The organism is Phycisphaerae bacterium (assembly GCA_019636475.1).
Classification (GTDB): Bacteria; Planctomycetota; Phycisphaerae; order UBA1845; family UTPLA1; genus JADJRI01.
On the sequence record JAHBXN010000004.1, the window covers coordinates 280,459 to 306,320 of the forward strand.

Here is a 25,862-nt window from a genome sequence, read left to right on the forward strand (position 1 = left end):
GCAATGAGACTTGTCGATCATTTCATTCATAATCCCGTCAAGGTGTGGGTCTGCGTTCTGCTGCTGGTCCTGTTCGGACTGCTGGCGATCGTCCCGCCGTCAATCATCCCGTCGCCGCTGCGCGCGCCGGTGCAACTGACACCGACGATTGACCAGCCGATTGTCACCGTCAACACGATCTGGGAAGGGGCAAGTCCCGAGGAGGTGGAGCGCGAAATCCTCGACAAGCAGGAGGACATGCTCAAGAGCATTCAGAATCTGCGGAAGATGACCGGAACCGCTCGGCAGAGCCAGGGTTCGGTGGAACTGGAGTTCATCGTCGGAACCAATCAGGACATCGCCAAACAGGATGTGTCTGATGCATTGCGCCGCGTGAAGTACCAGATCCCGCAGGACGAGTTCGACAATCCCACGGTTGTCAGCGGCCGCGAATTTGGTGAAGAAGCCATTGCGTGGATCATTCTTTCCAGTGAACACGAGGATATCTACGTCCCGGACTACCAGATCCTGGTCGAAGAGGACGTCAAGCCGATGCTGGAGCGCGTGGACGGCATCGCTTCCGTCGCGGTGCTCGGCGGCAAGGAGCGTGAAATCCAGGTCGTCGTCGATCCGTACAAGCTTGCGCAGGCCGGCGTGACTTTCGGGACATTGGAAAGAGCGCTGGTCACGCAGAATACGAACGTGGCCGCCGGCAACAGCGCTCAGGGGAAACGCGACATCGTCATTCGCACGATGGGCCGATACGAATCTCTCGACGATGTTCGACAAACCGTCATCGAGGTCGGACCCGGCGGCCCGATCCGCGTCGGGGACGTCGCGGATGTCGTCGATTCGTTCAAGAAGCAATACAGCTTCGTCCGAAGCAACGGCCGGTATGTCATGGCCATTCCGGCCTATCGTCGCACAGGCTCGAACGTCATCGAGGCGATGGATGGATTGAAGAAAGCCATCGCCGAGGCGAACGAGACGATTCTCGCGCCGCGCGGTCTGAACCTCGAAATGACGCAGGTTTATGACGAGACCACCTATATCCACAGTTCGATCGACCTTGTTCGCTCGAACATCTACTGGGGCGGCGCGCTGGCCATCGTCGTATTGATGCTCTTCCTGAGGAACATCAGCGCGACTTTCATCGTGGCCGTCTCGATTCCGATCTGCGTGATCGGGACGTTTCTGATCATTCCGGTCACGCAGCGTTCGATCAATGTGGTGATGCTCGCGGGACTGGCCTTCGCGGTCGGCATGGTTGTCGACAACGCAATCGTTGTACTCGAAAACATCTATCGCCATCGGGAGATGGGGAAGTCCGCGATTCAGGCGGCGTCGGACGGCGGGAGCGAAGTCTGGGGCGCCGTGCTGGCCAATACGCTGACGACGATGATCGTTTTCCTGCCGATCGTCTTCGTGAAGGAAGAGGCCGGCCAGTTGTTCCGCGATATCGCGATCGCCATTTGCGGTGCGGTGGGGTTGTCGCTGCTTGTGTCCGTGACGGTCATTCCTGTGATGTGTTCACGACTGCTTGGGCGCGTCAGGATTGCAAGCGAAATGCAGAGCGGCTTTCTGGCGGACCGCGTTGCGGGGATCGTTCGGTGGATCAACCATCGCGTCGTCGCGAAGGTCGGCGTTGTCGGCGTCGCGATGTTTTTGTCGTTTTTTCTAAGTCGGGCAATGGCTCCCGAGCCTGATTATCTTCCTTCCGGCAACAAGAATCTGATATTCGGATTTCTCCTCACGCCGCCGGGCTACAACACGCCGGAGTTCGCGAACATCGGAAAGATCATTGAGGACGGTGATCCCTCGCGAGGACTGATCGGCATTCGGAAATTCTGGGAAACCAAACCCGGAACGCCCGAGCACGAGAAGCTGCTTCGCGACTGGTCGCAAATCGTTGAGAACACCGCCGTCAAACAGCGCGAAGCTCAGATCGCCGGGCTGAAAGCGACGATCACCGATCCGAAATCCGATCGGGCGGCGCGCCGCAGTGCGAAGGAGCGGATTTCTGAATTGGAGCGAGAGATTGAGGAGTGGCGACTGCCGCCGCCGCTGATCCAGGATTTCTTCTATGTCGCGTTCAACGGCGGCTGTTTCATGGGCTGTTCCAGCACCCAGTCGGATTATGTGAAGCCGTTGGTCAATGTGCTTTCGTCAAGCCAGTTTGGAATCGTTGATTCCTTTGCATTTTTCTTTCAACCCGGGATTTTCTCCGGCAACTCCAGTAAATCAGTGGACATCGAGATTCGCGGAGAGAATCTCGAGAAAGTCGTCGCGGCTGGTACCACGGTCATGGGCGCCTGTCGTCAACGATTTGGATTCGTCGAACCGGGACCGAGAAACTTCGCTCAGGGTCGTCGCGAGGATCGCCTCGTACCGGATCGCGTCAAGGCCGGTGACCTCGGTTTGACAACGGCCGATCTGGGGGCGATCGTCCGCGCTTGCGGCGATGGACGGGTTGTCGGGCAATATCGTGAACAGGGCCGCAGTCTGGATCTGTCGATCAAAGTGCGTGGGACGGAGGATCCGACCGGCGGGCGTAGCGCGACGAACATGATTCAGTCCGTGCCGATCTTCACACCAGCCGGCCGGATCGTGCCGCTGGGATCATTGTGCGGCGTGGTGAACACGCTTGCGCCGGAGGAGATACGGCACATCGAAACGCAGCCGGCGGTGAAGCTGACAGTCAATCCGCCGGAGGGCATGTCGCTTCAGCAGGTGATTGACACGATTCAGGACGAAATCATCACGCCGATGCGCGGCGAAGGTCTGGGCCCGATGAAGGCGCGCATGGATCCGTCCGTTGTGGTCAATTTCGCGGGCAATGCCGACAAGCTGGCACAGACCTGGGACTCGCTGAAATGGCTGCTGGCCTTGTCTCTGTTGATCTGTTTTCTGATCATGGCGGGGCTGTTTGAGTCATTTGCGTACCCCTTCGTCATCATTTTGACCGTGCCGCTCGCGGTCGTCGGCGGATTCTTCGGTCTCTGGCTGGTTCACAGCTGGACGCTTTCGAATCCCGTCATGGCCGTGCAGAAGCTAGATGTGCTGACGATTCTGGGATTTGTCATTCTACTGGGCATCGTTGTAAACAACGGGATCCTGATCGTACACCAGTCATTGAATTTCATTCGTGGTGGCATGGAATCGAAGGACGCCATTACCGAGTCCGTGCGAACGCGCATGCGCCCAATCTTCATGACGGTGCTGACGACGCTGGTGGGACAGCTGCTGCTCGTGATCCGTCCCGGTTCGGGTGCGGAGATGTATCGCGGAGTTGGGGCAGTAGTTCTCGGCGGATTGCTTTGTTCGACGGTCTTTACGCTCTTCGTCATCCCGGCGATGCTATCTCTGTTTATCGGCGTGCGCGTCCGACTGAGCCGCGTGCTCTTCGGCGGAGCGACCGTGTCTCGATCGAGCGAACCTTCCGCGATTGGCCAGGCGGTCCCGGTGCCCGCTGTTGTGCCGGAGCTGGAGTCCACCCGTCGCTGAGCGGCGGACGCTTCCCTTTCGGCGTTGAAGGTCCGAATTGCGCGCGGCGGAATCCGATGAAGCTTCGGCTTCGACCTTTCGACGAAGCTGTTCCTGAGTACAATGACTGCGATTATCTGAATCGGAATTGAGTTGCGTCCCCCGGCGTTGAGGAGGTCTCTATCCGACATGCGAATCCGTGAACGGTTGTCCGCCGGCCGCCCATGTTTTTCATTTGAGTTCTTTCCACCCAAGACAGATGCCGGTCTGGAAAGCCTTCGCGAGTCGGTGCGCGCGCTTCGCGATCTGAATCCAACCTTCGTCTCAGTCACCTACGGCGCGGGCGGCAGCACGCGCGACCGCACGATCGGATTGGTGACAGAAATTCAGCGACACTACGGCATTGACGTGATGGCTCATCTGACCTGCGTGGGCGCTTCGCGTGTCGAGATCGAATCCGTCCTCGCGCGGTTGCACGAAGGCGGGATTGAGAACATCCTGGCGCTTCGTGGTGATCCACCGAAGGGCGAGTCGCATTTCGTCGCTCAGTCAGACGGTTTTGCTTACGCGAATGAACTGGTCCGCTTTGTTCGATCAAAGGGCGTATTTGGCGTGGCCGGGGCCTGCTATCCCGAGGGCCATGTCGAGTGCGTCGGACAGAACGGCCATCGCGACCTGGAACTCGATCTGGCCAATCTGGTCCGCAAGGTGGATTCTGGCGTCGACTTTCTTATCTCCCAGCTTTTCTTTGATAACGACGCCTATTTCAATTTTGTGGCTCGCGCGAGAAAGGCGGGCATCGGTGTGCCCATCATTCCGGGGATCATGCCGATCACGAATGTCGAGCAGATACGGCGATTCACCGAGATGTGCGGTTCGAGTTTGCCGCAGACGTTGATTAAGGAAATGGAGCGTTTCAAAGACAATGCGGACGCCGTGTTGTCTCAGGGCGTCGCTTATGCGGCCGCTCAGTGCCTCGATCTGCTCCAGCGCGGCGCACCGGGCATACACTTCTATACGCTGAACAAGTCTTCAGCGACGCGGACGATTCTGACCGCCCTGCGAACCATCTGGCCACCAGCGATGCGACCTGCTTGATCGGGCGGCGTCTCTTTTATGTCAAAGTCACCCTTTGGCGCCCGGCCGCCGACGGTTCGTGTTTGCCCCTTTGGGGCGTGCGCCCGGATCCGGATTTTATTCGGGCAGTCGATCGACGGAATTGATAGAATCCGGGATCGGAGTATGAAGGGTCGATCTCATGCGGTGCGAGAAGGTGCTCATTACCGGGGCAACCGGACTGCTCGGCTCGGCGGTAGTCGAGGCGTTTCGTATGCGGGGCTGCTCCGAGATCATCGGTCGCGGTCGGCACGAACTCGACATCACGGATGAAGAGCAGGTTCGCGATTTCATCGACGGCTTTCGTCCTGATCTGATCGTGAACTGCGCCGCGTACACTCGCGTTGATGACTGCGAAACCGGAGAGGCCTATGCCCATCGCGTTAATGGCGACGGCGCGGGGTATGTCGCGAGGGCGGCACGCGCATGCAATGCCGAGCTGATTCATGTCTCGACCGATTACGTCTTCAACGGCCATGCAAATGCGCCGATCCGAGAGGACTCGCCGCCGGGACTGCCTGAACATCTCTCGGCATATGGGCGGTCGAAGCTGCGGGGTGAGCAGTGTGTGCGCGAGGCGCATCCTGATGCCGTCGTGATCCGCACGGCGTGGTTGTTCGGTCGGGAGGGGACCTCCTTTCCGAAGGCCATTCTGAATCGCGCGCGTGAAGGACTGCCGTTGCGCGTCGTCAATGACCAGGTCGGCTCGCCGACCTACGCGAAGGATCTCGCTGACGCGATCTGGGAACTTGCCCAGTACCGGGCAAAAGGGACTTACCACTTCACGAACCGAGGGTCATGTACATGGCACGACCTGGCCGGAGAGGTGCTGCGTCATGCTGGCATCATCGCCAATATCGAGGCCGTGACATCGGAGGAACTTGGCCGGCCAGCGAGGCGACCGAAATATTCGGTTCTCGATATGAGCCGATTCATCACCGAGACCGGCTCCACACCGCGGCCGTGGCAGGACGCGCTGGAGGAGTTTCTTCGGACGTAGGATTTGGCGCTTGGCGTTGTCCTATTCGCCGGGGCGAAGATAGCTCGCGGCGACCATTCGAACGAGCTCACTGGGATCATTTTCAGCCAGTTGATCGAGAACGGCACGAAATTTCTCGCCATGCTGTTCGGCAAAGAGCTTGACGGCAAGCATTCGGACGATCGGCATTTCGTTTCGCAATCGCAGTGACGCGGCCACGGCGATGATCCGCTGCTCGAGCGTGGACCAGCCTGCCGCGACCAGGGCATGAGCCCGGACCTGCCAGGCTTCGTCATTCAAGAGCTTCGCCAACTCCGACCGCAGTGTATTCACCGGCACTTTTGCGAGCGGGCCGCTGCCCTCGGACGCCTCGATGGCAGAGAGCAGGGCGCCAATGCGGTCAGCGGCCTTGATTCGATCTTCGATCTGCGCGGAGGCCGCCATCGTCGTCAATGTGCTGATGCCTTCGGCGGATGCGTCGATCGCGGGTCTCGTCGCATTGATCTCCGCAAGTTCGAGCGAGCCGGGCCCCGCGGAGAGCCGGCCGTCCAGAATGATCGGATCGAATACGGCGAGAAGCCGCAACTGCGCGGGTGAGCCGGAGTACTGCAACAAAGCCTGCTGGAGGGGCCCGACGTTGATCGCAATGGTCTTTTCGATCGCGTCGCCGGGCAGGAGCGTGGGGCGCGAATTCAACATGACTTGCAGGTAGTTTTCAAATGAGGGACGGCCCTGGCCATTGATTTTCGCGGTCAGGGCGATGAGCGGCCGTGCCATATACCCTTCACCGAACGTGATGGGGAAGGGGCCGACGTTTTCGATGCGAAATGTGACGCGGATCGGGCCGACGGCGGGAAGCGGATCATCGGCGAAAGTCATTGATGCATCGATAAAGTCCTGCGGGCGGCGCAGGTAGTCGAACACATCGCGATTGAATCGATCCAGCGCGTCAGCAATACGCTGGTACTTCGGCGGGATCGGCGGTGTTTCGCCATGTTTTCGAAGAAGGTCGGCGATCATGTCGAAGGCGATGCCGTCGTACTGGAGCGTGGCGGCCTTGTGGAGGGTCGTGATGGCCGCGCCTTTTTTGTCCTGCTCGAACTGAATTCGCGCGATTTCGAGGGCGGCAAGCTGGTCGATCGACACGAGCGCTTTGAGAGCGGCCATTGCCTCATCTTTGCGGCCAGACATCTTGAGAGCGTAGCCGTAGGACAGGCGAGCGAGGGAACTGGGCTCCGGCTCTTTCATTGCAAACTCGGCGAACTTGAGAGCGCGAGCGGCGTCGGGTTTGTGGAATGCGAAAAACCACGCGATTTCAGCGGCCGCTGCGTAGTCCTTCTGCTCAAGGACGGTCTGCATTCGAGCCTCGTAGGCGCGCGTGACGAATTCGACATCGGCGGCGGCGCCGGCTTCGTCACCGAGGCGGGACTTCGCCGTGGATCGCAGCAATCGGGCGATGTGCAGATTGGGATCGACCTTCAATGCCGCGTCGGCGGCATTCAGGCATCGTTGGGCATCTCCGCCATTTAGATATGAGACGGCCAGCTTGTGCCAGTAGTCAGCGGGAACAGGGCCGGCATTGGACTGCCTGTGGAGTTGAATCGCGCGATTGTACCATTCCTGAGCCCGATCGTGCATGCCAAGCCGATCCAGGCTCTCGCCCAGGTCCCAGATCAGATTTGTCTGGCTTGGATTGGCCGAGATCAACTGCAACGCCATCTCGACGCGCTGCAGCGAGGGCTCTGTCTCGGCGAACATCTCGAATGCGATCTGACGGGCATTGATGTTGGTGGGGTTCAGCCGCAGCGCCTGTTCGATCTGCCGGGCGGCCGATCCGTTTTCGCGCCGTTCGAAGTAGTACCGCGCGAGCCAGCGATGCAACTCGCTTTCGTAGGCACGAGAAAGTACCGGCTGCGTCAACTCACTCTCGACAAAGGCGACGCGCGCTTCGGCCGTCTGGCGCTCGGCCAGCTCGATTTGAAATAGCCGGATTCTCGCGGCATCGTCCTGGGGGGAGAGGCGCACATATTCCTTGAGTGCGCGACGGGCGTTGTCCACGCGCCCCAATCGGCTCTCGACGTCGAACAGCCAATATTGGGCGTCGGCACATTCGGGCGCGACTTGAGCGGCCGCCTTCAGGAGCGCGAGAACCTGAAGCGATGCGCTGCGCGGATCGGTCCTGCCGATGAGATGGCCCTGATGCCGGGCCAGTTCGACGAGCCACGCGCCGGCTTGGGGATCGGTTTCAATTGGGGTTTCGGGATCCGCGGCTTTGATCTGGGGCGGGGTAAGTTGCCCTGCCTCGTCAGCCTGCGCCAAGTTGCTTTGGAAGAGGACGAGTGCGACAAAGAGGAGAAATGGGGTCGGACGCATCAAGTGCTTCTCCAGCGGTGATGACGTTTTGTGCATAGCGATGCCCGATCGATCGACCGGTGGATCGATCCGAGCGGATTACGACGAACGTCGTATTCCGGTCGGCATGGAGCGACCGGCATCGGCGGGAACTCCAAACCGGAGTGTTCCAGCTTAGATATTATCGGCACTTGTATCGGGAAAGACCAGATCTCGCAAGCCTGGACGCTCCTCTGCGAGGTCAGACAGGTCGGCGTACAGTTGGGCACGCCGCATGAAAAACGCCGCTTCAGCCTGACGTCCCTTTCGGCGGCAGGCTTCCGCCAACAGGGCGTGCACCTGAGCGGCTCGGGGTGAATCGAGCAACTCGGCTCGGCGAACCCTTTCGGCGAGATTGTTCAGGGCCGCGTCATAGTCACCGGTTGCGACCTGGCATCGAGTCTCGATCGGCAGCAGCAGGAGCTGTTCCGCCAGCGGCATCTCATCGAATTGTGAGATGACCGGCTTCAGCACTTCGGCCGCGATGTCGGGACTGCCGAGTGACAGACGGCAATCCGCCAGCACGAGCCTCGATGTCTTGCCGAGCGATCGATCGGGACCACGGAGCATTGCGATGACTCCGTCGAGCAGGGCTGCGGCTTCGTCGAAACTGCCCCGGCTGTGCGCGACGACCGCCAGATTGTGGCACGCTCGGAGCTTTCCAATGCGATAGAGGCTGAACTGGCTCGCCGCGCTGATGAGTTGTTCCTCGGCGAGATCGAGACGGCCGTTGGCCATGTAGACGATGCCTTGATTGGCCGCTCGGATCTGCTTGATCGACAGTGCGGTGAGTCCGATCCACGTCAGCCCCGCGAAAGCCGATGCGGCCCAAAGCAGGTCAAGCGGCCGGTTGCCACTGGAATAGAAGGGCGTCGCGACAATTCCGCTCGCGATAATCAGAAGCAGGGCGAGGCGCATCAAGGTTGAGAACCGCACCTGCCGTCGGATAGAGCGCATGAAGTCTTGTGACATTTCACCGGTCATAGAGGATGCTCCGCGGCGGGATAGGTTCCGGCCACGGGTGCGAGCAGCGGATACTCCTGAATGAGTCTCTGGCTGGACACGAGCGTGGTGGCATCGAGCCAGTATCGTGCTGCGACATCGTGGCGAGCCAGATGGTGCATTGCGGTCGCGATAAGGGCATAGGCATATCCAGCTTTTGTGGAGAGAAACCGCCGAAAGAGGGCGCGGGCTTCTGCCAGGCCCGCGACGGCGTCCTCGAATTGCCCCATGAAGACGCGCTGGTAGAGCCGCGTCCATGCGACGAAGGCCTTCAATGCCTGTGGCATCTCAAAGCGCTCCAGGCGATCCAGCATCTGAAGGCCGTCCGTGAGTTCCTCGTTCCGGATCTTGGCGGTGGTCATCGATATCTGGGCATGCTGCAATTGAACCGGATCGCCGATTCGATCAATCAGGAGCTGCTGATAGATTCGAATCGCGGCATCGTAGTTTCGTCGCTGCTCAGCCAGCGCCGCCAGCGCGATAAACGCCTGGCAGCGATCGATTGGTGAGTGGATCGGAGTTGCCAGGTTGGGAAGCAGTGCCGATTCGGCTGCCTGCCAATCCTCGAGCTGGACGGCATCCCATGCCGTGACGATTTCGGCTCGCCGCCGTCGCCGCCGCCGTGTGATCGCCGCGACGATCGACATGATGGAGAACGCAATGATCGACGGGACGATGATGACCGACCCGCGCGGCAGACCGAGATCGTCGCCCCGGAGTGCCGGAATAAACAGCGCGGCGAGGCTGAGCCCGATCAGGAAATACCATCTATGGGACCGTCGTTGCGGAGGGGTGGTGGCTTCGAAGGCCCGGTCAATCGCAGCATCGTCGTACGGACTCATGGCTTAATCATAGCACTTCTTCGCGAAGGGACCATGCGGCATCAATGCAACGCGAATACACTGTATTCGGTGACGGAGCGAAGCAAACCATCGCCGTCGCAGATCGATTGGAGTTCCCAATGCCATTAAATGTAATGTACGAATCAGACGCCGATCGGGCGATACTGTTTAATCGGACGATCGCCGTGCTGGGCTACGGGAGCCAGGGACAGGCTCATGCGCAGAACCTTCGTGATTCCGGATACGTGGTGGTCGTGGGGCAGCGAGAGGGCGGAAATGCCGACCGTGCGCGGTCTGATGGTTTTGACGTCATGTCCATATCGGAAGCGGTCAGCCGGGGCGATCTGCTCATCTTCGGACTGCCGGATGAACAAATGGGGCTGATATACGAATCGGACATTCGGCCGAACGTGCGGGCCGGTCAGGCGCTGGGGTTCATACACGGATTTGCGATTCGGTTCGGATTGATCGCACCACCGCCCGAGGTGGACGTCGTGATGATCGCACCGAAAGGCCCGGGGCCGCTCGTGCGGGATGTCTTTCGCCGCGGCGGCGGATTGACCTGCCTGCTGGCCGTTCACCAGGATGCGACGGGCCAGGCGCGCGACATCGCGCTGGCGTGGGGTTGCGGCATTGGCGGCGGGCGGGGGGGAATGCTGGAAGCGACTTTCGCGCAGGAGTGTGAGGCGGACCTGTTCGGCGAACAAACCGTGCTGTGCGGCGGCGTCATTGAATTGATGAAATCCGCGTTCGATATTCTTGTTGAGGCCGGCTTACCGGAGGAACTGGCATACTTCGAATGCGTTCACGAGCTGAAGCAGATCACCGACATGCAATATGCCGGCGGATTGGCCGCGATGCGTTCGCGAATTTCCGGGACGGCTTGTTACGGCGGTTTGCGGGTCGGGCCTCGCCTGATTGATGGGCGAGTTCAAGATGAAATGCGGCGCGTCCTGGCTGAGATCCGTGACGGGCGTTTTGCCAGGGAGTGGGTATCGGAGCACGTCAGCGGTCGGCATCGGTTGAATGCGCTGAAAGAAGCGGAAGCGATGCATTGCTCGGAAGCCGTCGGAAAAAGGATCCGTGAGTTGTCGGCCAAGGCGATCCCGAAGCCGGATTCGGTTTTGGGAGGTGTATCCGCCAGGCATGAGTTTTGAGGATACGACGGAACAGGCGTCAGGCGTTGGCCCGCCGGCGAGGTCGGTCCCTCCGGAGCGCCGTGAGTTACAATCGGCTTGCGTGGCCGAGCGGGTGTGATATTATGACGAATCATCGAGTTCAGGGGACGTAGCTCAGTTGGGAGAGCGTCGCGTTCGCAATGCGAAGGTCGTGGGTTCGAGCCCCATCGTCTCCAGTGACTTATTCGGGCCGGCGTTCCGAGCGGCCGTTCCACAACAGCTTCCCGCCGTCGGATTGATTCCTGAAGAATGACAGCACTGTTCCATTTCAGCGCGCGGTGTGCCTGCCGCGCCGGGTCGATTCATCATGCCCGAACTTCCTGAAGTCGAGACGATTGTCGCGGAAATCCGACCGAGGCTCGTCGAGGCGGTGATACGCTCGATTCAACTTCGACCGGATTATCTTCGGACATCCGAGACGGACCTTCATCGAGCGCTGACCGGGCGGCGGATCGCGGGGGTAAGCCGGGAGGGCAAGTGGATTGTCCTTTCGCTCGTCGACGGTGCGCGATGCGTACTTCATTTGGGAATGAGCGGACGCCTGACCATTGAGCAGAGTGCCTCAGAGGTGGCACTTCACACCCATTTTGTGATGCGTTTCCAGTCTCGCGCGGATGAACTTCGACTTCGCGATCCTCGTCGATTCGGAGGGGTCTGGTATTGGCCGCCCGCGGTGGAGCCCGGGGAATTCGGTTCCTCAGTGGCAATTCCGCGACTCGGACCGGACGCACTGAATGTGACGGCATCCGAGTTTTCTGGAATCTGCCGCCGTGCGAAGCGGATCAAGGCGCTGCTGCTCGACCAATCGGCGATCTGCGGTCTTGGCAATATCTACTGTGATGAGGCGCTTTTCGACGCGAAGATTCATCCGGACGCACTGGCGAGCGGTCTTGCGACGCCGGATGTGAGGCGGCTGGCGTGCAGCATCCGCAAGGTTCTGCGCAAGGCGATCGAATTTGGCGGGTCGTCATTGCGCGATTACGTTCGTTCGGATGGGCGCGCGGGTGAGTTTCAGCGGATACATCGCGTGTACGGACGGGAAGGGCTGCCCTGCCCTCGTTGTGGTGCGGCGATCGTCCGGAAGATGTCGGCGGGGCGCTCGACGCATTTCTGTGCGCGTTGTCAGTCCGTCGGCGCGGAGTGATCCGGGCGATGGTGTGCCAGTTCGCGGTGTCTGCGGTAGGCCTTTACGCCGAAATAGGTCGCGATATAGCCGATGATTCCGCAGATAAGCCCGATCACGAGGCAGCCGACGACGAGTTCAACCCCCATCGCCTTGATGGCAGGTCCGATTTTCGACCAAGTTTCGGCCTCGAAGAGCCGGGTGAAGCTGAACTCGTCAAAGAAACGGTTGATCTTTTCTCGCTCGGCGGCTTCGGCGGCGGCGACATCATATGCGACCTTGTGACTGAACAGGCCGATGAGCCATCTCCCGACGCGCCAGTTGAATACGTAGACCGGTACGGCGGTAATGGGGTTGGTCATCAGCACCGGCAGAATCCCCGATGCTCGATTGGCCCTCAGGATGGTTGCGAAGAACAAATACAGAAGGATCTGGGCGCCCATCGTGGGGGACCACCCGACCACGAATCCGAGAAACACGCCGAATGCGATTCGATGCGGGGTGTCGTCCAGATGCAGAATTCGAAGCGTGATCGTGCGTTTCAGGCGGTGCCACAGGCTCGGCAACGCTTCGGATTGTAGGGGGGTATTCACCAAGCGAGCGGATTCCCTTCGGTCGTCCATTGGTCAGTCGCTGTTCGACACGACTGATGCTCCCGCGTCAGTCCGGCGATTATCGGGGCATGATAGCGTTGTATTGTCAATTGTGGCGACCGAGCCGCGAATTCAGTGGCCTGCCGCGCAGCCTTTCCCTCAGTCGACGTTGACAATGTCACGAAAGTTCACTATTTATACCTTGTAACGCAATGTACGCCGAAGGCGTGCTTAGTGCGTCCTCGCTGAAATGTACCAAGTGCCCGCCTAATATGTTGAGAGCAACGGCACGGAAGCCCACTCGCCGGTCACCCCGGCGACTGCGACACCCCTGATCCGCCTGACGGCGGCCTACAAGCTGATGAGGAGCGACTCCGGACGATCTGCGTCGAGTTGCCCGGAGGATATTACAGAAATGATGCATTCTTCACCCATGCCGCTGACGGTGGCGCTTGATATGACCAAGCGTCTTCATCATGAACTCGCAAAGCACATGACGCCGGAACAGCAGCGAGACATGACCCGTATTCAGCGTTTGATTGAAGAGGCTCAGCATCATCATCAGACGACGCTCCTTCGGTACAAGCAGGAAGCCGCGGCCGCGAAGCCGAATCCTCCGGCTCGTAAGAGCTTCTGGGGTCGCTGATCGACGAGGCGGCAGGTCGTCGAGGCCCGCATCTCCCGACGCCTTCCGGAAGTATTTCCCTATTCTCCCCGCAAATTCACCGATTCGAGTGCTATCCGCGGGATTGCGCGCCGTGCGGTTCGCGCGCTGCCGGCATGGTGCATTCGATCTCGGAACGCTATGATTTGGATCCGGTCGTGAACGATCTTCCGGGCAGCCGTTGAACCAGTCATGAATCGAATCCGACTCGAATCAGTCATCGTCTGTGTATTTTCGCCGCTCTTGATGGCGACCGTTCCGGGCCATGCGGCTGAACCGCGCCCCATCACCGATACGGTGCCCGTCGATAACCTGATCGTTTACATGGCACGGCCGTATTCCGGCGATGCAAATTCGGCAACGACGCAACCTTCGCAGGGTGTGTCGATTGCCATGATTCTGTCCATGCTGAACTCGAGCGGACTGATTCCGGATGAGGGCCAGGTCTTCGCTGACATCGCGACTGCGCTGCCTCTCATGGGCCGGTATGAGCATGCCCTGGTTCTTCTGGACGTTTCGAGCAAAGTGATCCGGCGTCCCGGCAGGACTCCCGAAGAATCCCCCCGCGTGAGTCTTCGGCTGCGGAATATGCAGGCGGCGATCGTGTTTCGAACTTCCGGCGATGACCGGCCGGTGTTGCAGCAGCTCAATCGCATCGTCGGTCGTTACACAAACAACCAGGTCGCGGAACTGACGACGGAGAAGGCGAACGGCTTCGAGTATCAGCGGCTAGTTGATGAACGGATGCCGGGATGGGCGATCTGGGAATGGGGCCGGCTCGGCGATTTCTACGTTGTGAGCTTTGGCGCGGGATCATTCCAGAAGATCGCAAAAACCTACGCGAATCCTTCAGAGTCACTCACCGTGGACGACTGGTATCGCATGGCGGCCAAGAAGACAAAGGCCGACGCAGCTCACGTCAAATGGACGATCGCCTTTGAGCGAATCGAGTCGAGACTGAATGAAGTGGCTCGCGGACGCCATGAGAATGTGATTGCCGCGCTATCGGCGGACCACCTGAGCAACGACCTCTGGACCGTCGGCATCGAAGGTCGGGCGCTGTCCTGTTACCGATGTTACCGTCGAAACGGAGTCGATTCGGTTCAGGAATACAGCGATCCGGCCACCTTCCCCGGTGCACAAACCAACATCGTTCCGCGGGAAGCGAGACACTTCGCGGTGATCAAAGTGCCGTCCGGCTGGCTTGTGGATAATGTGCCCCGGGCGTGGCTTGCGGCCCAGTCCCAGCAGCATATTGAGGAGTGGACGAAGATCTGGGAGCGAATTGAACAGGAGGTCGGAATCGATCTGAGCGCCAACCTGCTGAACAATGTCGGCGAGTACATTGTCCTGTTCGATTATCCGCCGCATCCTCTTGAAATTCCGCTTGCGTACACCATGGCGATTCAGGTTAAGAATGAGAAGGCGGTGAAAGTCGCCGTTGATGCGATCCTGTCGACATGGGGCCAGTATCTGGACGACGTGGCGAAACGGGGGGGCAATTCACTGATGCGGGTGCGCGTTCGCCGTGACGATGATGAAGTCTGGTATCTTCAGGCTGGAATCCTCGGTCCGGCACTCAAGGTCACCAAGGGCTATGTTGTGATCAGTTGGTCCCCGCAGGCGTTGCGTGACGCGTTGAAGGCGATGGGGAATCCTTCTCCCTGAACTCGTTCGAATTTTCGGGCGCCACGGAATCGGTCCTGAACCACGGAGCCTGTCTGAATGATACGAATCGGAAACAGGAAATTGCAGGCCGCGTCCGCCGGCGCGATCGTGCTTCTGGCTGGAATCGGCTGGACGCGGGCCGACGATGATTGGCCGCAGTGGCGGGGGCCGCTGCTTCGTGGCCAGAGCAATTCCACGGGCTTGCCGCTGACGTGGAGCGAGGGCGAGAACATCGTATGGAAGTCGCCGATGCCGGCCTGGGCCGGCTCGTCGCCGGTGATTGCGGGAGATGCCATATTCGTGACATCGCCTTCCGAGGCATCCGCTGCTGCGGACGGCGAGATCGGCCGGCGGCTTCGATCAATGCCGGTGAAAATCAGCGAGCCGGGCGGCAAGGATGTCCTTCTGATCTGCATTAACAAGAAAGACGGGACCGAACGTTGGCGACGAACACTGTGCGATGGCAATCGTTTCTACGCGAAGCACAACATGGCATCGCCGTCGCCGGTGACCGATGGACGGCATGTGTGGGTGATGACCGGCACGGGCCTGGTTGCCGCGTACGACTTCGAGGGTCAGCGGATCTGGTCCCGCGACCTGCAGAAAGAGTATGGAGACTTCGGGCTGTACTGGGGCTATGCCTCATCGCCTCTGCTCTATAAAGACGCCCTGGTGGTGCAGGTGCTCAACGGGGCGACGAATGACAATCCCTCCTACTTGATGGCGATCGATCGGTTGACCGGCAAGACCAAATGGAAAGTGGAGCGCAAGACCGATGCGGTTGCGGAGTGTCCGGACGCATACACCACGCCAACCCGGTTGAACGTGGGTGACCGCGAGTTCATCGTCGTGTCCGGAGCGGACTATGTCACGGCTCATGATGTGAAGGACGGCACCGAGGTTTGGCGGGTCGGGGGACTGAATCCGGAGAAACAGAAAAATTACCGCATCTGCGGCTCGCCGACGGTGGTTGGTGACCTGGTTGTGGCAACCAGTCGCGAACGGCCGATCGTGGCGGTACGGGTCGGCGACAAGGGTGACATCACTTCGGCACAAACAGCATGGACCTATCTCGGGCGCAAAGGTCCGGATGTACCCTCCGCTGCAACCGACGGCAGGTATCTGTACCTCATCCATGACAACGGGTTCGCGACGTGTCTTGAAGCGGCCACCGGTCGCGAAGTTTGGGGGCCGGAGCGGATCGAATCAGGACCTTACAGCGCATCACCGCTGGTTGCTGACGGGCGCGTATACATTACAAACGAGGACGGCGTGACGACGATTCTGGCGACCGGCCCGGAGTTCAAGCGGCTCGGTGTCAACCGTCTGGACGGCGGCTACACCCTGTCTTCATTCGCCGTTTCGGGCAAACGGTTGTATCTCCGCACGGCAAAATCGCTGTACTGCATCGGAGAGAAGTGAGCGACTTCTTCTTGCGGTATCGCTCTACCGCGAGCCAAACCCGTTTTCGAGCATGGCGGCAATCCGGCGAGCCGGCAATCGGCTGTGTATGGTTGTTGCGCGCCGAGGCCGTTTGACAACGTTCGACAGGGGCTCTATTTTCCGCCTGTGGAATGACCCGCGTATCGCTTCATCCGTAAAGGTTTTGTCATGGTCGATCTCCGCTCGTTCGTGTTTCTGGACAATTTGCAGCCGCAATTTGCATCCTTCCTGGCGACTGTCGCACAGGGATTCCTGCCGAATCCGGGACAGGCGTCGCTCTTCGTGGAGATTTCACCGGGCATTGAGATCAATAGGGTGACGGATATCGCGCTGAAGAACACGCATGTCACACCGGGGATGCAGATCGTCGAGCGGCTCTATGGGTGTCTGGAGATTCACTCGGATTCGCAGGCGGACATTCGCGACGCCGGCCGCGCGATCCTTCAGGCATTGGAACTGAAGGAGGACGATCGGCGCAAGCCCAAACTGTCTTCGAGCCAGGTGATTCGGCATGTCGACACGTACCAGACTCAGCTGATAAATCGAATGAGGCACGGGAACATGCTGCTGGCTGGGCAGACGTTGTACATCATGGAGCTGGAACCGGCGGCCTACGCCGCTCTGGCCGCCAACGAGGCCGAGAAAGCGGCGAATATCAACGTGCTGGAGGTTCGAGCGTTCGGCAGCTTCGGCCGGGTGTACCTTGGCGGTGAGGAGCGTGACATCGACGTGGCATTTCGGGCGGCGGAAGCAGCAATTGAAGCCGTGACGGGGCGGGTTGAGAAGTAAGGATTTCATTGCGTGCGGCGCACCGGATGCCTTGAACAAGAGGCCGTTCGGCATGCGGGGCCGGGCGCAGTTTCATGAGCATTGAATCGGCGAAACATCGATATCGCGGCGAGCGGATCGCGGCGCGGATCGGACCAAGGAGATAAATCGAAATGGCAGATGCACTGGGCATGATCGAGACGCGCGGGTTCGCCGCGATGGTCGAAGCGGCGGATGCGATGGTCAAGGCCGCGAAGGTTGAGTTGGTCAGCTTTGAGAAAATCGGCGGCGGCTATGTCACGGCCGTGGTTCGCGGGGATGTGGCCGCGGTGAAAGCGGCGTGTGACGCCGGGCAGATTGCCGCGGCGCGTGTCGGCGAGATCGTGTCGGTGCATGTGATCGCTCGGCCGCATACCAACGTGGATTCCGTCTTGCCGCTGGGCCGTGGCGCGGAATCAGGCAAGAAGTCCGGCGCCAAGTAGTCTTCAGGAAGCGCGCGTTCGCGTACTGTTGATATTGCCCTCGGATTTGCCTGGCGGATCCGACGGCGGTTTCGCCAATCGCCCGCTGCCAATCGTTAATCGCGAAGTGTCAATCACATGTTACTTGCTCGTGTCATTGGAACGGTCGTCGCCTCGCGAAAGGAAGAGAGCCTTTCCGGGCTGAAATTTCTGCTGCTCAGTCCGCTGGATCCTGAAGGGAAGGAGACGAACCGGACGGTCGTGGCGGCTGACGCGGTCGGTGCCGGCGTGGGCGAGGTCGTACTTTTCGCTTCGGGATCCAGCGCGCGTCAGACAGTTGCCACCGACAAGCGTCCGGTCGATGCGGTCGTAATGGCGATCGTTGATCAGTGGGAGATCCACGGAGAAACGAAGTACCTCAAGAGCGAGGATTAAGTAGCGGGTTCGGGGGGATCGCACAGTCGAGACTGACGGTGCGGTCTGTCCCGCGGCTGTGCATCGGTTGATGCCGGATCGCGATTTGCGTCGCGCGTAATCGGAGTTTCAGATTTGTCGAACCTGAGCGATGCCCAGATCGAGCTCATCGCACGGAGCGTCGCCGAAAAGCTTGGCGGCGCCTCCGCCAGTGGCGCGACGCCATCGCATTCGGCGACACCGGGCCGATCGGCCGCCTCGCCGGATGCATCGCCGCGGCTGTCGCCCTCCGCGTCCGAGGCTCTCGCTCGCGGCGGAGAACTGCCGCCTGGCGTGTTCTGCACGATTGACGAATGCGTTGCGGCCGCGAGACGGGCTTTTGAGGCATTCAGCCAGTTGGGGCTGGAGCAGCGCAAGGCAATCGTTGCGTCGATCCGCGAATCGATGATGTCGCATGCCGAATCCCTGGCGCGCGATGCGCAGGCGGAAACGGGACTCGGCCGCGCCGAAGACAAGATCGTCAAGAATCGGCTTGTTACGCGGAAGACTCCGGGGCCCGAAGTGCTTGAGCCTCGTGCCGTCAGTGGTGACCACGGCCTGACATTGATGGAGCGGGCGCCGTTCGGCGTCATCGCGGCGATCACTCCGACGACGAATCCGACATCGACGATCATCTGCAATACGATCGGCATGGTATCCGCGGGCAATTCGATCGTATTCAATGTGCATCCCAATGCCAAGAATGTGTCATGTCGGAACGTGGGGCTGATCAACGAAGCCATTATTCGCGCCGGCGGTCCGCCGAATGTCGTGACCGCGATGTCCGAGCCGACGATCCAAAGCGCTCAGGAACTGATGCGACACAAGGGTGTTCGCCTCCTCGTCGTCACAGGCGGGCCCGGCGTGGTCAAGGCGGCGATGGCCAGCGGAAAGCGGGCGATCTGCGCGGGTCCCGGGAATCCGCCCGTCGTGGTGGACGAGACGGCGGACGTGGACAAGGCAGGGCGGGATGTCGTATGCGGCGCTTCGTTTGACAATAATGTGATCTGCACGGATGAGAAGGAGGTTTTCGTCGTCGAATCGGTGGCGGACCGGTTTCTGAAATCGATGGGCGCCAGCGGGGCTGTCATCCTGACGCCACCGCAGATCCGAGCGATTGAGCGAGTGATTTTCGAAGAGACACGCGGGCCGCGCAAGCCCGGCGTTATTAATCGAAAGTGGATCGGCAAGAACGCCGGCGCGATACTCGCGGAGATCGGCTTGCGCGTGCCTGACAGTGTCAGATTGGCCGTGATGGATGTGCCGGTGGAGCATCCCCTGATCTGGACGGAACAACTCATGCCGGTTTTGCCGGTCGCGCGGGTCCGGAGCGCGGAGGAGGGCATCGATCTTGCTGTTGCCGCGGAGCATGGCTTCGGGCATTCGGCGTCGATGCATTCGATGCACCTGGGACGGCTGTCGCGCATGGCTCGGCAAATCAACTGCAGTATTTTCGTGAAAAATGGGCCGATCTATTGCGGTCTCGGCGAGGGTGGCGAGGGGTACACCTCGTTTTCGATTGCGAGTCCGACGGGTGAAGGTCTGACCGATCCGAGATCGTTCTCGCGCGAGCGGCGCTGCGTGCTTGTGGACCATTTTCGAATTATCTGACGCCGCGACTTGGAGTGTGTAGCTCGGCTTGCAAAACCCGAGAGACTGTCAACGCCCACTGAACGTTCGTGTCGCGTCATCCAAAGACGGTCGAGACGTCCGTTCCTGATCTGATGCTGTATCCAGAACATGCCTGACTCCTTTTCCGCGATTGCAATGCTCGAGTTTTCCAGTGTCGCCATCGGCGTTCGTGCGGCGGATGCACTGGCGAAGAAGGCGCCGGTCAGGATGATCGGCGTCGGCACCGTGCAACCGGGAAAATTCGCGATCCTCTTCGGCGGCGATGTGGCAAGCGTGACAGAGTCCTTCGTGGAGGGGCGGCGAATCGGCGAGGCCGCGATCCTTGATTCGGTACTGCTTCCCGACGCACACGAAGCAGTGCGTGATGCGGTGTCCGGCCGCCTCGGAGAATGGGGCGACGACGCAGTGGGTGTGATCGAGACGCCGACTCTCGCCGCTGTAATTCAGGCTGCCGATGCGGCGATGAAGGGGGCAGTCGTGTCGCTGATCGAGATTCGGCTCGGCGACGGCCTCGGTGGCAAAGGTTTGGCACACTTCAGCGGTTTGCTGGCGGATGTGCAGGCGGCGGTAGAAATTGGCTGTGCCGCGATTTCCGATCGACCGCAACCGGCGTGCGTCTCGATTATCCCGCGATTTGATGCCGATGTTCGTTCGGCCCTGAAAGGCCGAACGCGGTTCGGCGAAGGCTGGTAGCCGGGCTGCACGATGCGGCGCGCGCTTGCCGAGTCCGGATTCCCGCAACCTCTGCGCCATGCACCGTCTTCGATAGTCAAAATGAATGCGTACTGTTCCGGTCGCGACCGGTCAGTTCCAACTCCGCGCACGCGACGGCAGGGGCGGATCCTTTTCTGTACCGCGCCCTGCGCTGGAAAAACACTTCGGACCCACTCGGTTTCTCAGGAACGAGTCCGGCCTGCACATTCCTGCACATTTAGATAGCGAAAGCCAACCGCTTCCGCGGTGCTCGTGCTCCGGTAGGCATTCAAAATCACCAATCGCAGGGGGCACCGCGACGGCACACTTCCGTCCCGAGATTTGCTGGGCGCCGCCGGAATCGACTGCGTTCAATTTCGGATGTTCATCGTGAAGTAATCAGCCCGCAATGCCGCTCCGCATGCTCAGCCAGGAAAGCTCACAATGCCTGCGGCGAAGGGCGGACGTTCGCCCGGATCAGCACAGCACCGCTGTTTCGAATTTCCTTATCGTCGTGGGTGGATCGAGCGGATTCTGGCGGTATTGTGCGTTCAATCCCAGGCATCGCGATATCCGCTGATCCGGTTACACTGGTCGGTTTTTCGTTGGGGACGTATCTGAGAGTTATCGAATGAAGCGAGGTGGACAGGCCGAGCAGCCTGTTGATCCAATTCGATCCAGCCTTCGATCCAGCGTGATCGACGCATCTGCCTTCAGCGTGATGGTCGGTCTCGGCGAGACGTATTTACCTGCGTTCGTTCTGGCCGTCGGACTGGGCGAAGTGGTTGCCGGCCTGATGGCGACCGTGCCGATGCTGACCGGCTCCATTCTTCAGATGATCTCGCCGATTGTCCTGAAGCATACCGGGTCGCGCCGACGATGGGTGATCCTCTGCGCGTCGACGCAGGCGCTTGCATTCGTACCGCTTTGTGTGGGGGCGTGGCAGGGGTGGATTCCGGGATGGTGCGTGCTGATCACCGCGACGCTCTATTGGGCTGGCGCATTGGCGGCGGCGCCGGCGTGGAACACGTGGATGAGTCACCTGGTTCCGCCGCGCATTCGAACCCACTTCTTCTCGCGTCGAACGCGGTTCGCGCAGTTCTTCGTCATGTTGGGCCTGATCGTCGGCGGCGTGATTCTGCACAACACGAAATCCGTCGGCGTGCCGCTGCTGGGTTTCACCATCGTATTTGCGGTGGCGTGCCTGTCTCGACTGATCTCGTCGTATTACCTGTACAAGCAGGTCGAGCCTGCATCCGAGGATTTCATCGAGCGGCGTGTCAGGCTCGGAGAGATGATCAACCGATTTCGGAGCCGACGCGGCGCGCTCCTGGTTTACATGGCATCGGTGCAGATTGCCACGCAACTGGCGGCGCCGTACTTCACACCCTTCATGCTTGAGAAGCTGCACTTCACGTATGGCATGTACGTTGGAATGCTGGCAGTGTCTTACTTCGCCCGCTCGCTCTCGCTGATTTTTCTCGGACGATTTGCCCGGCGCTACGGTGCGATCAAGCTTTTGTGGTTTGGCGGGATTGGTCTGATTCCGCTGGCTGTCATGTGGGTTGTCTCTGATTCGCCCGTTTATCTGATGTCGACGCAGGTTCTTGCCGGTGTCTGCTGGGCAACGTACGAGTTTGCGACGTTTCTGCTTCTGTTTGAGACCATTCCCAATGACGAGCGCACAAGCGTTCTGACCACATTCAATCTCGTCAACTCGACGGCGATTGTGACGGGCTCGCTGCTCGGCGGAGCATTGCTTCGATCGTTGGATGCGAGCTATTCCGCGTACATGTGGCTTTTTGCCATTTCGTCGATTGCCCGGGCTGCCATTATTCCGCTGCTTCGGCGCGTTTGCGTCGAACCAGGTGTCATGCTCGATGTCGCGCCGCAGATTCTGACGGTGCGGCCCTCCGGCGGTTCCATTGACCGGCCGATTCTGTCGAGTCTGGATGATCCCCAGTCGCGGGATCGCCTGACCCAGTCGCAATTGTCGTTGCTGTCGTCCAGCAAGGATGGCAGTGAGGAGTGACGCGCTGGCGGCTTTTCGTCGATTTATCTGACTACAATATTCCGGGTCGAGTTTGTCAGCCGGTCGTTTTTCGACCGGTAATATGAGAATCGCGGTGATATTGGGACGCACCGCATATTGAAAGTCGTTCGCCGGATCGTTGTCCATTGAACCTACGAATGCTCAGACATAGAATTGACGAAGTCTGGATGCGGGATGCATGCGCCATCGGATTCCGCTGGAACGAATGCGGCCGGTCATTTGATCGTTTAGGCGGACCGGCGGGGGCAGTGCTTCAAATTCCGAACAGGTTTGTGCCGATTCGGTACGATTCAGAGTTGAGTTGCGCCGCGCCAGCTCTCGCCCTGAGCGCAGGCGATAACAAACGAGGGAAGAATCATGGGTGCTGACGGTGGAATTTTGCGGGACGCGTTTGAGATCTTCTTCACTTTTTTCCCGACCGGTTTTTTCTTGCAAATTCTGAATGTGATAGCCGATCTGGTAAGTGCAGGATTGGGCCTGCTGGGAATCAATTTCAACGTCGTGGGATTCTGACCATCGTCGATTCTCGCGTCGGGCGCTCAGCCAATCACGGCAGGGACGATCCGGAGGCGTCTATCGCGACTTAGACCATCAAGTACGGGGATCCAACTTATGTCTGGCACAAAGCATCTGCTATCCGGGAACAAGATCAAGGTGTTGTCGCTGGCTGCACTGGCGCTGCTCCCATTGACCACGGGCTGCATTGAAGCCCTGGCGATCGCGACGTTTGGCGGCGTCCTCTGGACGGATCTGGCGCTCATCCCGATTCGTTCATTGCTCGGTGCATTGGCGCTCGATCTGGTCAATACGCTCTAGTCGACAGGCCTTGTACTCCGGTAACGTATTCCTGGCATCGAGCCTCGCCTGATCCCAGTCGGGGATTTCTCAGTATTCGAGCGGGCGGAACCGAATCTCGGCTCCGCCCGCTTTCGCTTTAGTGGACGGCATTCGCGGCAGCCTCTTGGCGATTGGATTACATTCAATACCGCGGCTATCGATGACGCATCGATTTCATCGATATGCCCTCATGACGAGGATGATCGAGTCCCCGGGGTTCGCGCCGGCCGGGGCACTTCCAAGCACGAGATAGTCATTCGGTTGGACTGCCACGGACGTGGAGAGTTCAAACGGCGGCGAGTTCTGAGATGCGGTGGACGGCTGGTTGATGCGCATGCCGAATTCGATCTTGATCGGCCCTTCCGCGGGAGCCGAAATGACCTCGCCGAAATTCATGACTTCGACAGTCCCCGACAGTCCGCCGCTTACTTTCCATTTTCGATCTTGAAGTGCGGATGTGGACAACCGCCCGAGGTATTCGGTGCGTCCGAATCTTGCAATCTCTTTCTCGACGTTCTTGAGATCTTCAGGCGTGGCGAGCTGTGGCTCTTTCTTCGCGTCCGGGCTTGCGGCGCGAGCCGCGAAAAACGCAAACTCCAGATGCACAAATGGGGGAGCGACATCAAGCTCCGTGGCAATTCGCTTTGCGGCGTCGATGTCCGATTGATCGCCTGAAAGGACGATTGCCGAGGCACGCGCATCCGGAGAGATACGAATCTGACGTCGCGCCAACGCCGACGAAAGCTGGTCGGCAATCTCGTGCGGCGGGCGGTTGCGGATGGGCAGCATGACGACACTATCCTGATTCAACGGCAAATTCCCCGATGAGTCGAGCTGCTTGACCATCTCGACGACCTTCCCGGCCAGGCCCGGCGGTCCGATGTAAATCACGGCGTTTCGTGTCGAGTCTGCAAACACGATTTCGTCCTGAAAGGCACGGCAAATGATCCGGGTGATGAATGCGGCATTTGCATTCTCAAGCTGGATGACTCGCAACTCCGGTGCGACCGTCAAGGGAGAACCGAGATCGCTTGCCGCAGCACGGACACGGCCGCTCGGCTCCTGAGGCGGAGGGGGCGACGATTCCATGCGCCGGCGTCCCGGCGAATGACCTTCAACCGGCGGATCCTGTAAGGCGAGTTGAACGGGTGGATTCGTTCTCGTGGTTGTGGGCTGTGTCGAATCGGACGGAGCGACGCCGATGAACGTGAGTGAGAATAGAAGCGTGGTGAACATGGTTGATCGGTTCCTTTCTTTTTGGCATGCCATCGCGCGGCGAATTCGCCGCGGGTATGGCCAGAGTCTTCACATAACGAAACGGCCGGCTCGTGACGCAGCGTCAGCACCGGGGCCGAGCGTTCAAGGTTCGTGAATTTTCAATCGAGCGTTCCGGTCGTCGTAGAGCCAGACGATTCGAATGGTCGGGTCATTCGACGGAATCGAGACCGCGAACCGTCCTTCGCCGGGGTCAATACTTACGCCTCTGCGAGAGGCCGGGCCGGCGGAACTGGCCAAGTTCACCGGATGGCTTGCGGGGGTTTCAATCGGTCCGATCGCCGTTGGTTGCGACATAGGCGCCTTCCAGATCGCCCGAGCGGCGAAGACCGCACCGACAGCCATCGCGACGAGCGCGGCGATTCGCCAGGCAATCGGTGTTGTTTTTCGCGGTGGGGCTGCGGCGGGCGCTTTTTGCAGAATCCGGTCTGCGACAGACCCGAGCAATTCAAGGTCGCCGGCGATTCGGTGGTGCCGCTCGAACCAATCGCGGCACGCCGGGCAATTCGCACAGTGCATGTCGATCTTCCCGAGCGCAGCCTCATCCAGCGCGCCGTCGAGCCAGTCGTCGAGACCGGCACGAACTTCGCCGCAATCGCCTTTCGCGTTTTCAAGCTCGATACGCGCCATCGAATTCCTCAATCTGAAAGCAACTCAGCCAATTTTCGGCGAGCCTGATACACATGCCCGCGCACTGCCGATTCGGTTATTTCCATGACTCTTGCGATATCGGCGTAGTCCATCATCTCCTGCGTCTTCAGAACAACCGCCAGTCTCTGCTGGTCCGGCAGCGATTCGACCGCCTTGCGAAGCCTTTCCAACCGCTCGGCGTCCGATGCCAGCGTGGCGGGGTTGCTTCCGCTGGCGGCATACATCGATTCATCCAGCGGATCGGCCTTTCTGCTTCGCCGACGATTCAGGCTTAGATTCGCCACGGTTCTGAACATCCACGGACCGAAGTTCGCATCCGAGAGGGTGATGCCTCGCTGAAGTGCGATCAAACAGGCATCCTGCGTCACTTCCTCGGCATCATCGCGATTCCACAACATGCGAAACGCAAATCGAACCAGCCTGCGACGAAGTTCTTCCATCGCGGCGGATGATGACAGTCCAACAACCGGGTCGGGCCGGTTCGGCGCGTCAGACGCAGGCTTCAGGGCATAGGTCATCTCGCGGACCACCGGACCATCGTTTTTGCTTGTCAATTACTAACTGTCACAGCAGCGCGA

23 protein-coding genes and 1 tRNA gene are annotated in these 25,862 nt (G+C 59.8%); 17 read left to right on the forward strand and 7 right to left on the reverse strand.

From position 1 onward, the window contains the following. Positions 1–3: 3 nt before the first annotated feature. The 3 genes from KF841_08600 (at position 4) to rfbD (ending at position 5,578) form a co-directional block, all read left to right on the forward strand. The gene (locus KF841_08600) at positions 4–3,483 is read left to right on the forward strand and encodes an efflux RND transporter permease subunit (GenBank protein ID MBX3395415.1); all 3,480 of its coding nucleotides are present in this window, start codon (positions 4–6) and stop codon (positions 3,481–3,483) included. A gap of 168 nt (positions 3,484–3,651) precedes the next feature. Next, positions 3,652–4,560 (forward strand): methylenetetrahydrofolate reductase [NAD(P)H], encoded by a 909-nt coding sequence (gene metF, locus KF841_08605; GenBank protein ID MBX3395416.1) that lies wholly within the window; start codon positions 3,652–3,654, stop codon positions 4,558–4,560. 160 nt (positions 4,561–4,720) lie between these two features. Continuing rightward, complete coding sequence (rfbD, locus tag KF841_08610; protein MBX3395417.1) at positions 4,721–5,578, forward strand: dTDP-4-dehydrorhamnose reductase; 858 nt, start codon at positions 4,721–4,723, stop codon at positions 5,576–5,578. 21 nt (positions 5,579–5,599) lie between these two features. Here rfbD and KF841_08615 read toward each other — a convergent pair whose 3' ends face one another. From KF841_08615 to KF841_08625, 3 genes are all read right to left on the reverse strand, one after another. Next, positions 5,600–7,930: a tetratricopeptide repeat protein gene (locus KF841_08615; GenBank protein ID MBX3395418.1), complete on the reverse strand. Its 2,331-nt coding sequence runs from the start codon at positions 7,928–7,930 to the stop codon at positions 5,600–5,602. Positions 7,931–8,083: 153 nt separating this feature from the next. Then, complete coding sequence (locus tag KF841_08620) at positions 8,084–8,932, reverse strand: hypothetical protein (protein ID MBX3395419.1); 849 nt, start codon at positions 8,930–8,932, stop codon at positions 8,084–8,086. Next, complete coding sequence (locus KF841_08625; protein ID MBX3395420.1) at positions 8,929–9,792, reverse strand: hypothetical protein; 864 nt, start codon at positions 9,790–9,792, stop codon at positions 8,929–8,931. The genes KF841_08620 and KF841_08625 overlap by 4 nt, the downstream gene beginning before the upstream one ends. Positions 9,793–9,911: 119 nt before the next feature. On the opposite strand from KF841_08625, the gene ilvC reads away from it, so the two are divergent. The 3 genes from ilvC (at position 9,912) to mutM (ending at position 12,114) form a co-directional block, all read left to right on the forward strand. After that, the gene (gene ilvC / locus KF841_08630) at positions 9,912–10,949 is read left to right on the forward strand and encodes a ketol-acid reductoisomerase (protein MBX3395421.1); all 1,038 of its coding nucleotides are present in this window, start codon (positions 9,912–9,914) and stop codon (positions 10,947–10,949) included. 124 nt (positions 10,950–11,073) lie between these two features. Continuing rightward, positions 11,074–11,146: transfer RNA gene (locus KF841_08635), tRNA-Ala, on the forward strand. A 131-nt stretch (positions 11,147–11,277) separates the two neighbouring features. Next, positions 11,278–12,114 (forward strand): bifunctional DNA-formamidopyrimidine glycosylase/DNA-(apurinic or apyrimidinic site) lyase, encoded by an 837-nt coding sequence (gene mutM / locus KF841_08640; GenBank protein ID MBX3395422.1) that lies wholly within the window; start codon positions 11,278–11,280, stop codon positions 12,112–12,114. On the opposite strand, the gene KF841_08645 is transcribed toward mutM, so the two are convergent. Beyond that, positions 12,093–12,686, reverse strand: coding sequence for a DUF2062 domain-containing protein (locus KF841_08645; GenBank protein ID MBX3395423.1), 594 nt, complete (start codon positions 12,684–12,686; stop codon positions 12,093–12,095). The genes mutM and KF841_08645 overlap by 22 nt on opposite strands. Positions 12,687–13,101: 415 nt before the next feature. Here KF841_08645 and KF841_08650 point away from each other — a divergent pair, with 415 nt between their 5' ends. The 11 genes from KF841_08650 (at position 13,102) to KF841_08700 (ending at position 23,337) form a co-directional block, all read left to right on the forward strand. Further along, a complete protein-coding gene (locus KF841_08650) occupies positions 13,102–13,332 on the forward strand; it encodes a hypothetical protein (GenBank protein MBX3395424.1) in 231 nt (76 codons plus the stop codon). A gap of 210 nt (positions 13,333–13,542) precedes the next feature. Next, positions 13,543–15,018, forward strand: a complete 1,476-nt coding sequence (locus KF841_08655; GenBank protein MBX3395425.1) for a hypothetical protein — start codon at positions 13,543–13,545, stop codon at positions 15,016–15,018. Positions 15,019–15,075: 57 nt separating this feature from the next. Further along, positions 15,076–16,440, forward strand: coding sequence for a PQQ-binding-like beta-propeller repeat protein (locus KF841_08660; GenBank protein ID MBX3395426.1), 1,365 nt, complete (start codon positions 15,076–15,078; stop codon positions 16,438–16,440). A gap of 189 nt (positions 16,441–16,629) precedes the next feature. After that, positions 16,630–17,250 carry a hypothetical protein gene (locus KF841_08665; GenBank protein ID MBX3395427.1) on the forward strand — a complete coding sequence of 207 codons (621 nt, stop codon included), beginning with the start codon at positions 16,630–16,632 and terminating at the stop codon, positions 17,248–17,250. A gap of 152 nt (positions 17,251–17,402) precedes the next feature. Beyond that, complete coding sequence (locus KF841_08670) at positions 17,403–17,711, forward strand: BMC domain-containing protein (protein MBX3395428.1); 309 nt, start codon at positions 17,403–17,405, stop codon at positions 17,709–17,711. A 117-nt stretch (positions 17,712–17,828) separates the two neighbouring features. Then, complete coding sequence (locus KF841_08675) at positions 17,829–18,125, forward strand: EutN/CcmL family microcompartment protein (protein MBX3395429.1); 297 nt, start codon at positions 17,829–17,831, stop codon at positions 18,123–18,125. Between the two features lie 123 nt (positions 18,126–18,248). Then, entirely contained in the window at positions 18,249–19,754 is a 1,506-nt protein-coding gene (locus KF841_08680) for an aldehyde dehydrogenase EutE (protein ID MBX3395430.1), read from the forward strand. 129 nt (positions 19,755–19,883) lie between these two features. Beyond that, the gene (locus KF841_08685; protein MBX3395431.1) at positions 19,884–20,468 is read left to right on the forward strand and encodes a BMC domain-containing protein; all 585 of its coding nucleotides are present in this window, start codon (positions 19,884–19,886) and stop codon (positions 20,466–20,468) included. A 631-nt stretch (positions 20,469–21,099) separates the two neighbouring features. After that, complete coding sequence (locus tag KF841_08690; GenBank protein MBX3395432.1) at positions 21,100–22,500, forward strand: MFS transporter; 1,401 nt, start codon at positions 21,100–21,102, stop codon at positions 22,498–22,500. A gap of 378 nt (positions 22,501–22,878) precedes the next feature. Next, positions 22,879–23,034, forward strand: a complete 156-nt coding sequence (locus KF841_08695) for a hypothetical protein (GenBank protein ID MBX3395433.1) — start codon at positions 22,879–22,881, stop codon at positions 23,032–23,034. 99 nt (positions 23,035–23,133) lie between these two features. Further along, positions 23,134–23,337, forward strand: coding sequence for a hypothetical protein (locus tag KF841_08700; GenBank protein MBX3395434.1), 204 nt, complete (start codon positions 23,134–23,136; stop codon positions 23,335–23,337). A gap of 195 nt (positions 23,338–23,532) precedes the next feature. Here KF841_08700 and KF841_08705 read toward each other — a convergent pair whose 3' ends face one another. The 3 genes from KF841_08705 to KF841_08715 all read right to left on the reverse strand — a co-directional run bounded on the left by KF841_08705 (position 23,533) and on the right by KF841_08715 (position 25,838). Further along, positions 23,533–24,594, reverse strand: a complete 1,062-nt coding sequence (locus tag KF841_08705; GenBank protein ID MBX3395435.1) for a hypothetical protein — start codon at positions 24,592–24,594, stop codon at positions 23,533–23,535. Positions 24,595–24,717: 123 nt separating this feature from the next. Further along, positions 24,718–25,263, reverse strand: coding sequence for a hypothetical protein (locus KF841_08710; GenBank protein MBX3395436.1), 546 nt, complete (start codon positions 25,261–25,263; stop codon positions 24,718–24,720). Between the two features lie 8 nt (positions 25,264–25,271). Then, on the reverse strand, positions 25,272–25,838 hold the full coding sequence (locus tag KF841_08715; protein ID MBX3395437.1) for a sigma-70 family RNA polymerase sigma factor: 567 nt from the start codon (positions 25,836–25,838) through the stop codon (positions 25,272–25,274). Positions 25,839–25,862 lie beyond the last annotated feature (24 nt).

What these genes read in the sequence shown, in the direction of transcription:
- KF841_08660 (MBX3395426.1), top strand. Translation starts at nt 15,076, where the DNA reads ATGATACGAATCGGAAACAGGAAATTGCAGGCCGCGTCCGCCGGCGCG.
- rfbD (MBX3395417.1), top strand. Translation starts at nt 4,721, where the DNA reads ATGCGGTGCGAGAAGGTGCTCATTACCGGGGCAACCGGACTGCTCGGC.
- KF841_08695 (MBX3395433.1), top strand. Translation starts at nt 22,879, where the DNA reads ATGGGTGCTGACGGTGGAATTTTGCGGGACGCGTTTGAGATCTTCTTC.
- KF841_08705 (MBX3395435.1), bottom strand. Translation starts at nt 24,594, where the DNA reads ATGTTCACCACGCTTCTATTCTCACTCACGTTCATCGGCGTCGCTCCG.
- KF841_08650 (MBX3395424.1), top strand. Translation starts at nt 13,102, where the DNA reads ATGATGCATTCTTCACCCATGCCGCTGACGGTGGCGCTTGATATGACC.
- metF (MBX3395416.1), top strand. Translation starts at nt 3,652, where the DNA reads ATGCGAATCCGTGAACGGTTGTCCGCCGGCCGCCCATGTTTTTCATTT.
- mutM (MBX3395422.1), top strand. Translation starts at nt 11,278, where the DNA reads ATGCCCGAACTTCCTGAAGTCGAGACGATTGTCGCGGAAATCCGACCG.
- KF841_08685 (MBX3395431.1), top strand. Translation starts at nt 19,884, where the DNA reads ATGCCTGACTCCTTTTCCGCGATTGCAATGCTCGAGTTTTCCAGTGTC.
- ilvC (MBX3395421.1), top strand. Translation starts at nt 9,912, where the DNA reads ATGCCATTAAATGTAATGTACGAATCAGACGCCGATCGGGCGATACTG.
- KF841_08625 (MBX3395420.1), bottom strand. Translation starts at nt 9,792, where the DNA reads ATGAGTCCGTACGACGATGCTGCGATTGACCGGGCCTTCGAAGCCACC.
- KF841_08655 (MBX3395425.1), top strand. Translation starts at nt 13,543, where the DNA reads ATGAATCGAATCCGACTCGAATCAGTCATCGTCTGTGTATTTTCGCCG.
- KF841_08670 (MBX3395428.1), top strand. Translation starts at nt 17,403, where the DNA reads ATGGCAGATGCACTGGGCATGATCGAGACGCGCGGGTTCGCCGCGATG.
- KF841_08620 (MBX3395419.1), bottom strand. Translation starts at nt 8,932, where the DNA reads ATGACCGGTGAAATGTCACAAGACTTCATGCGCTCTATCCGACGGCAG.
- KF841_08690 (MBX3395432.1), top strand. Translation starts at nt 21,100, where the DNA reads ATGAAGCGAGGTGGACAGGCCGAGCAGCCTGTTGATCCAATTCGATCC.
- KF841_08675 (MBX3395429.1), top strand. Translation starts at nt 17,829, where the DNA reads ATGTTACTTGCTCGTGTCATTGGAACGGTCGTCGCCTCGCGAAAGGAA.
- KF841_08615 (MBX3395418.1), bottom strand. Translation starts at nt 7,930, where the DNA reads ATGCGTCCGACCCCATTTCTCCTCTTTGTCGCACTCGTCCTCTTCCAA.
- KF841_08700 (MBX3395434.1), top strand. Translation starts at nt 23,134, where the DNA reads ATGTCTGGCACAAAGCATCTGCTATCCGGGAACAAGATCAAGGTGTTG.
- KF841_08600 (MBX3395415.1), top strand. Translation starts at nt 4, where the DNA reads ATGAGACTTGTCGATCATTTCATTCATAATCCCGTCAAGGTGTGGGTC.
- KF841_08710 (MBX3395436.1), bottom strand. Translation starts at nt 25,263, where the DNA reads ATGGCGCGTATCGAGCTTGAAAACGCGAAAGGCGATTGCGGCGAAGTT.
- KF841_08665 (MBX3395427.1), top strand. Translation starts at nt 16,630, where the DNA reads ATGGTCGATCTCCGCTCGTTCGTGTTTCTGGACAATTTGCAGCCGCAA.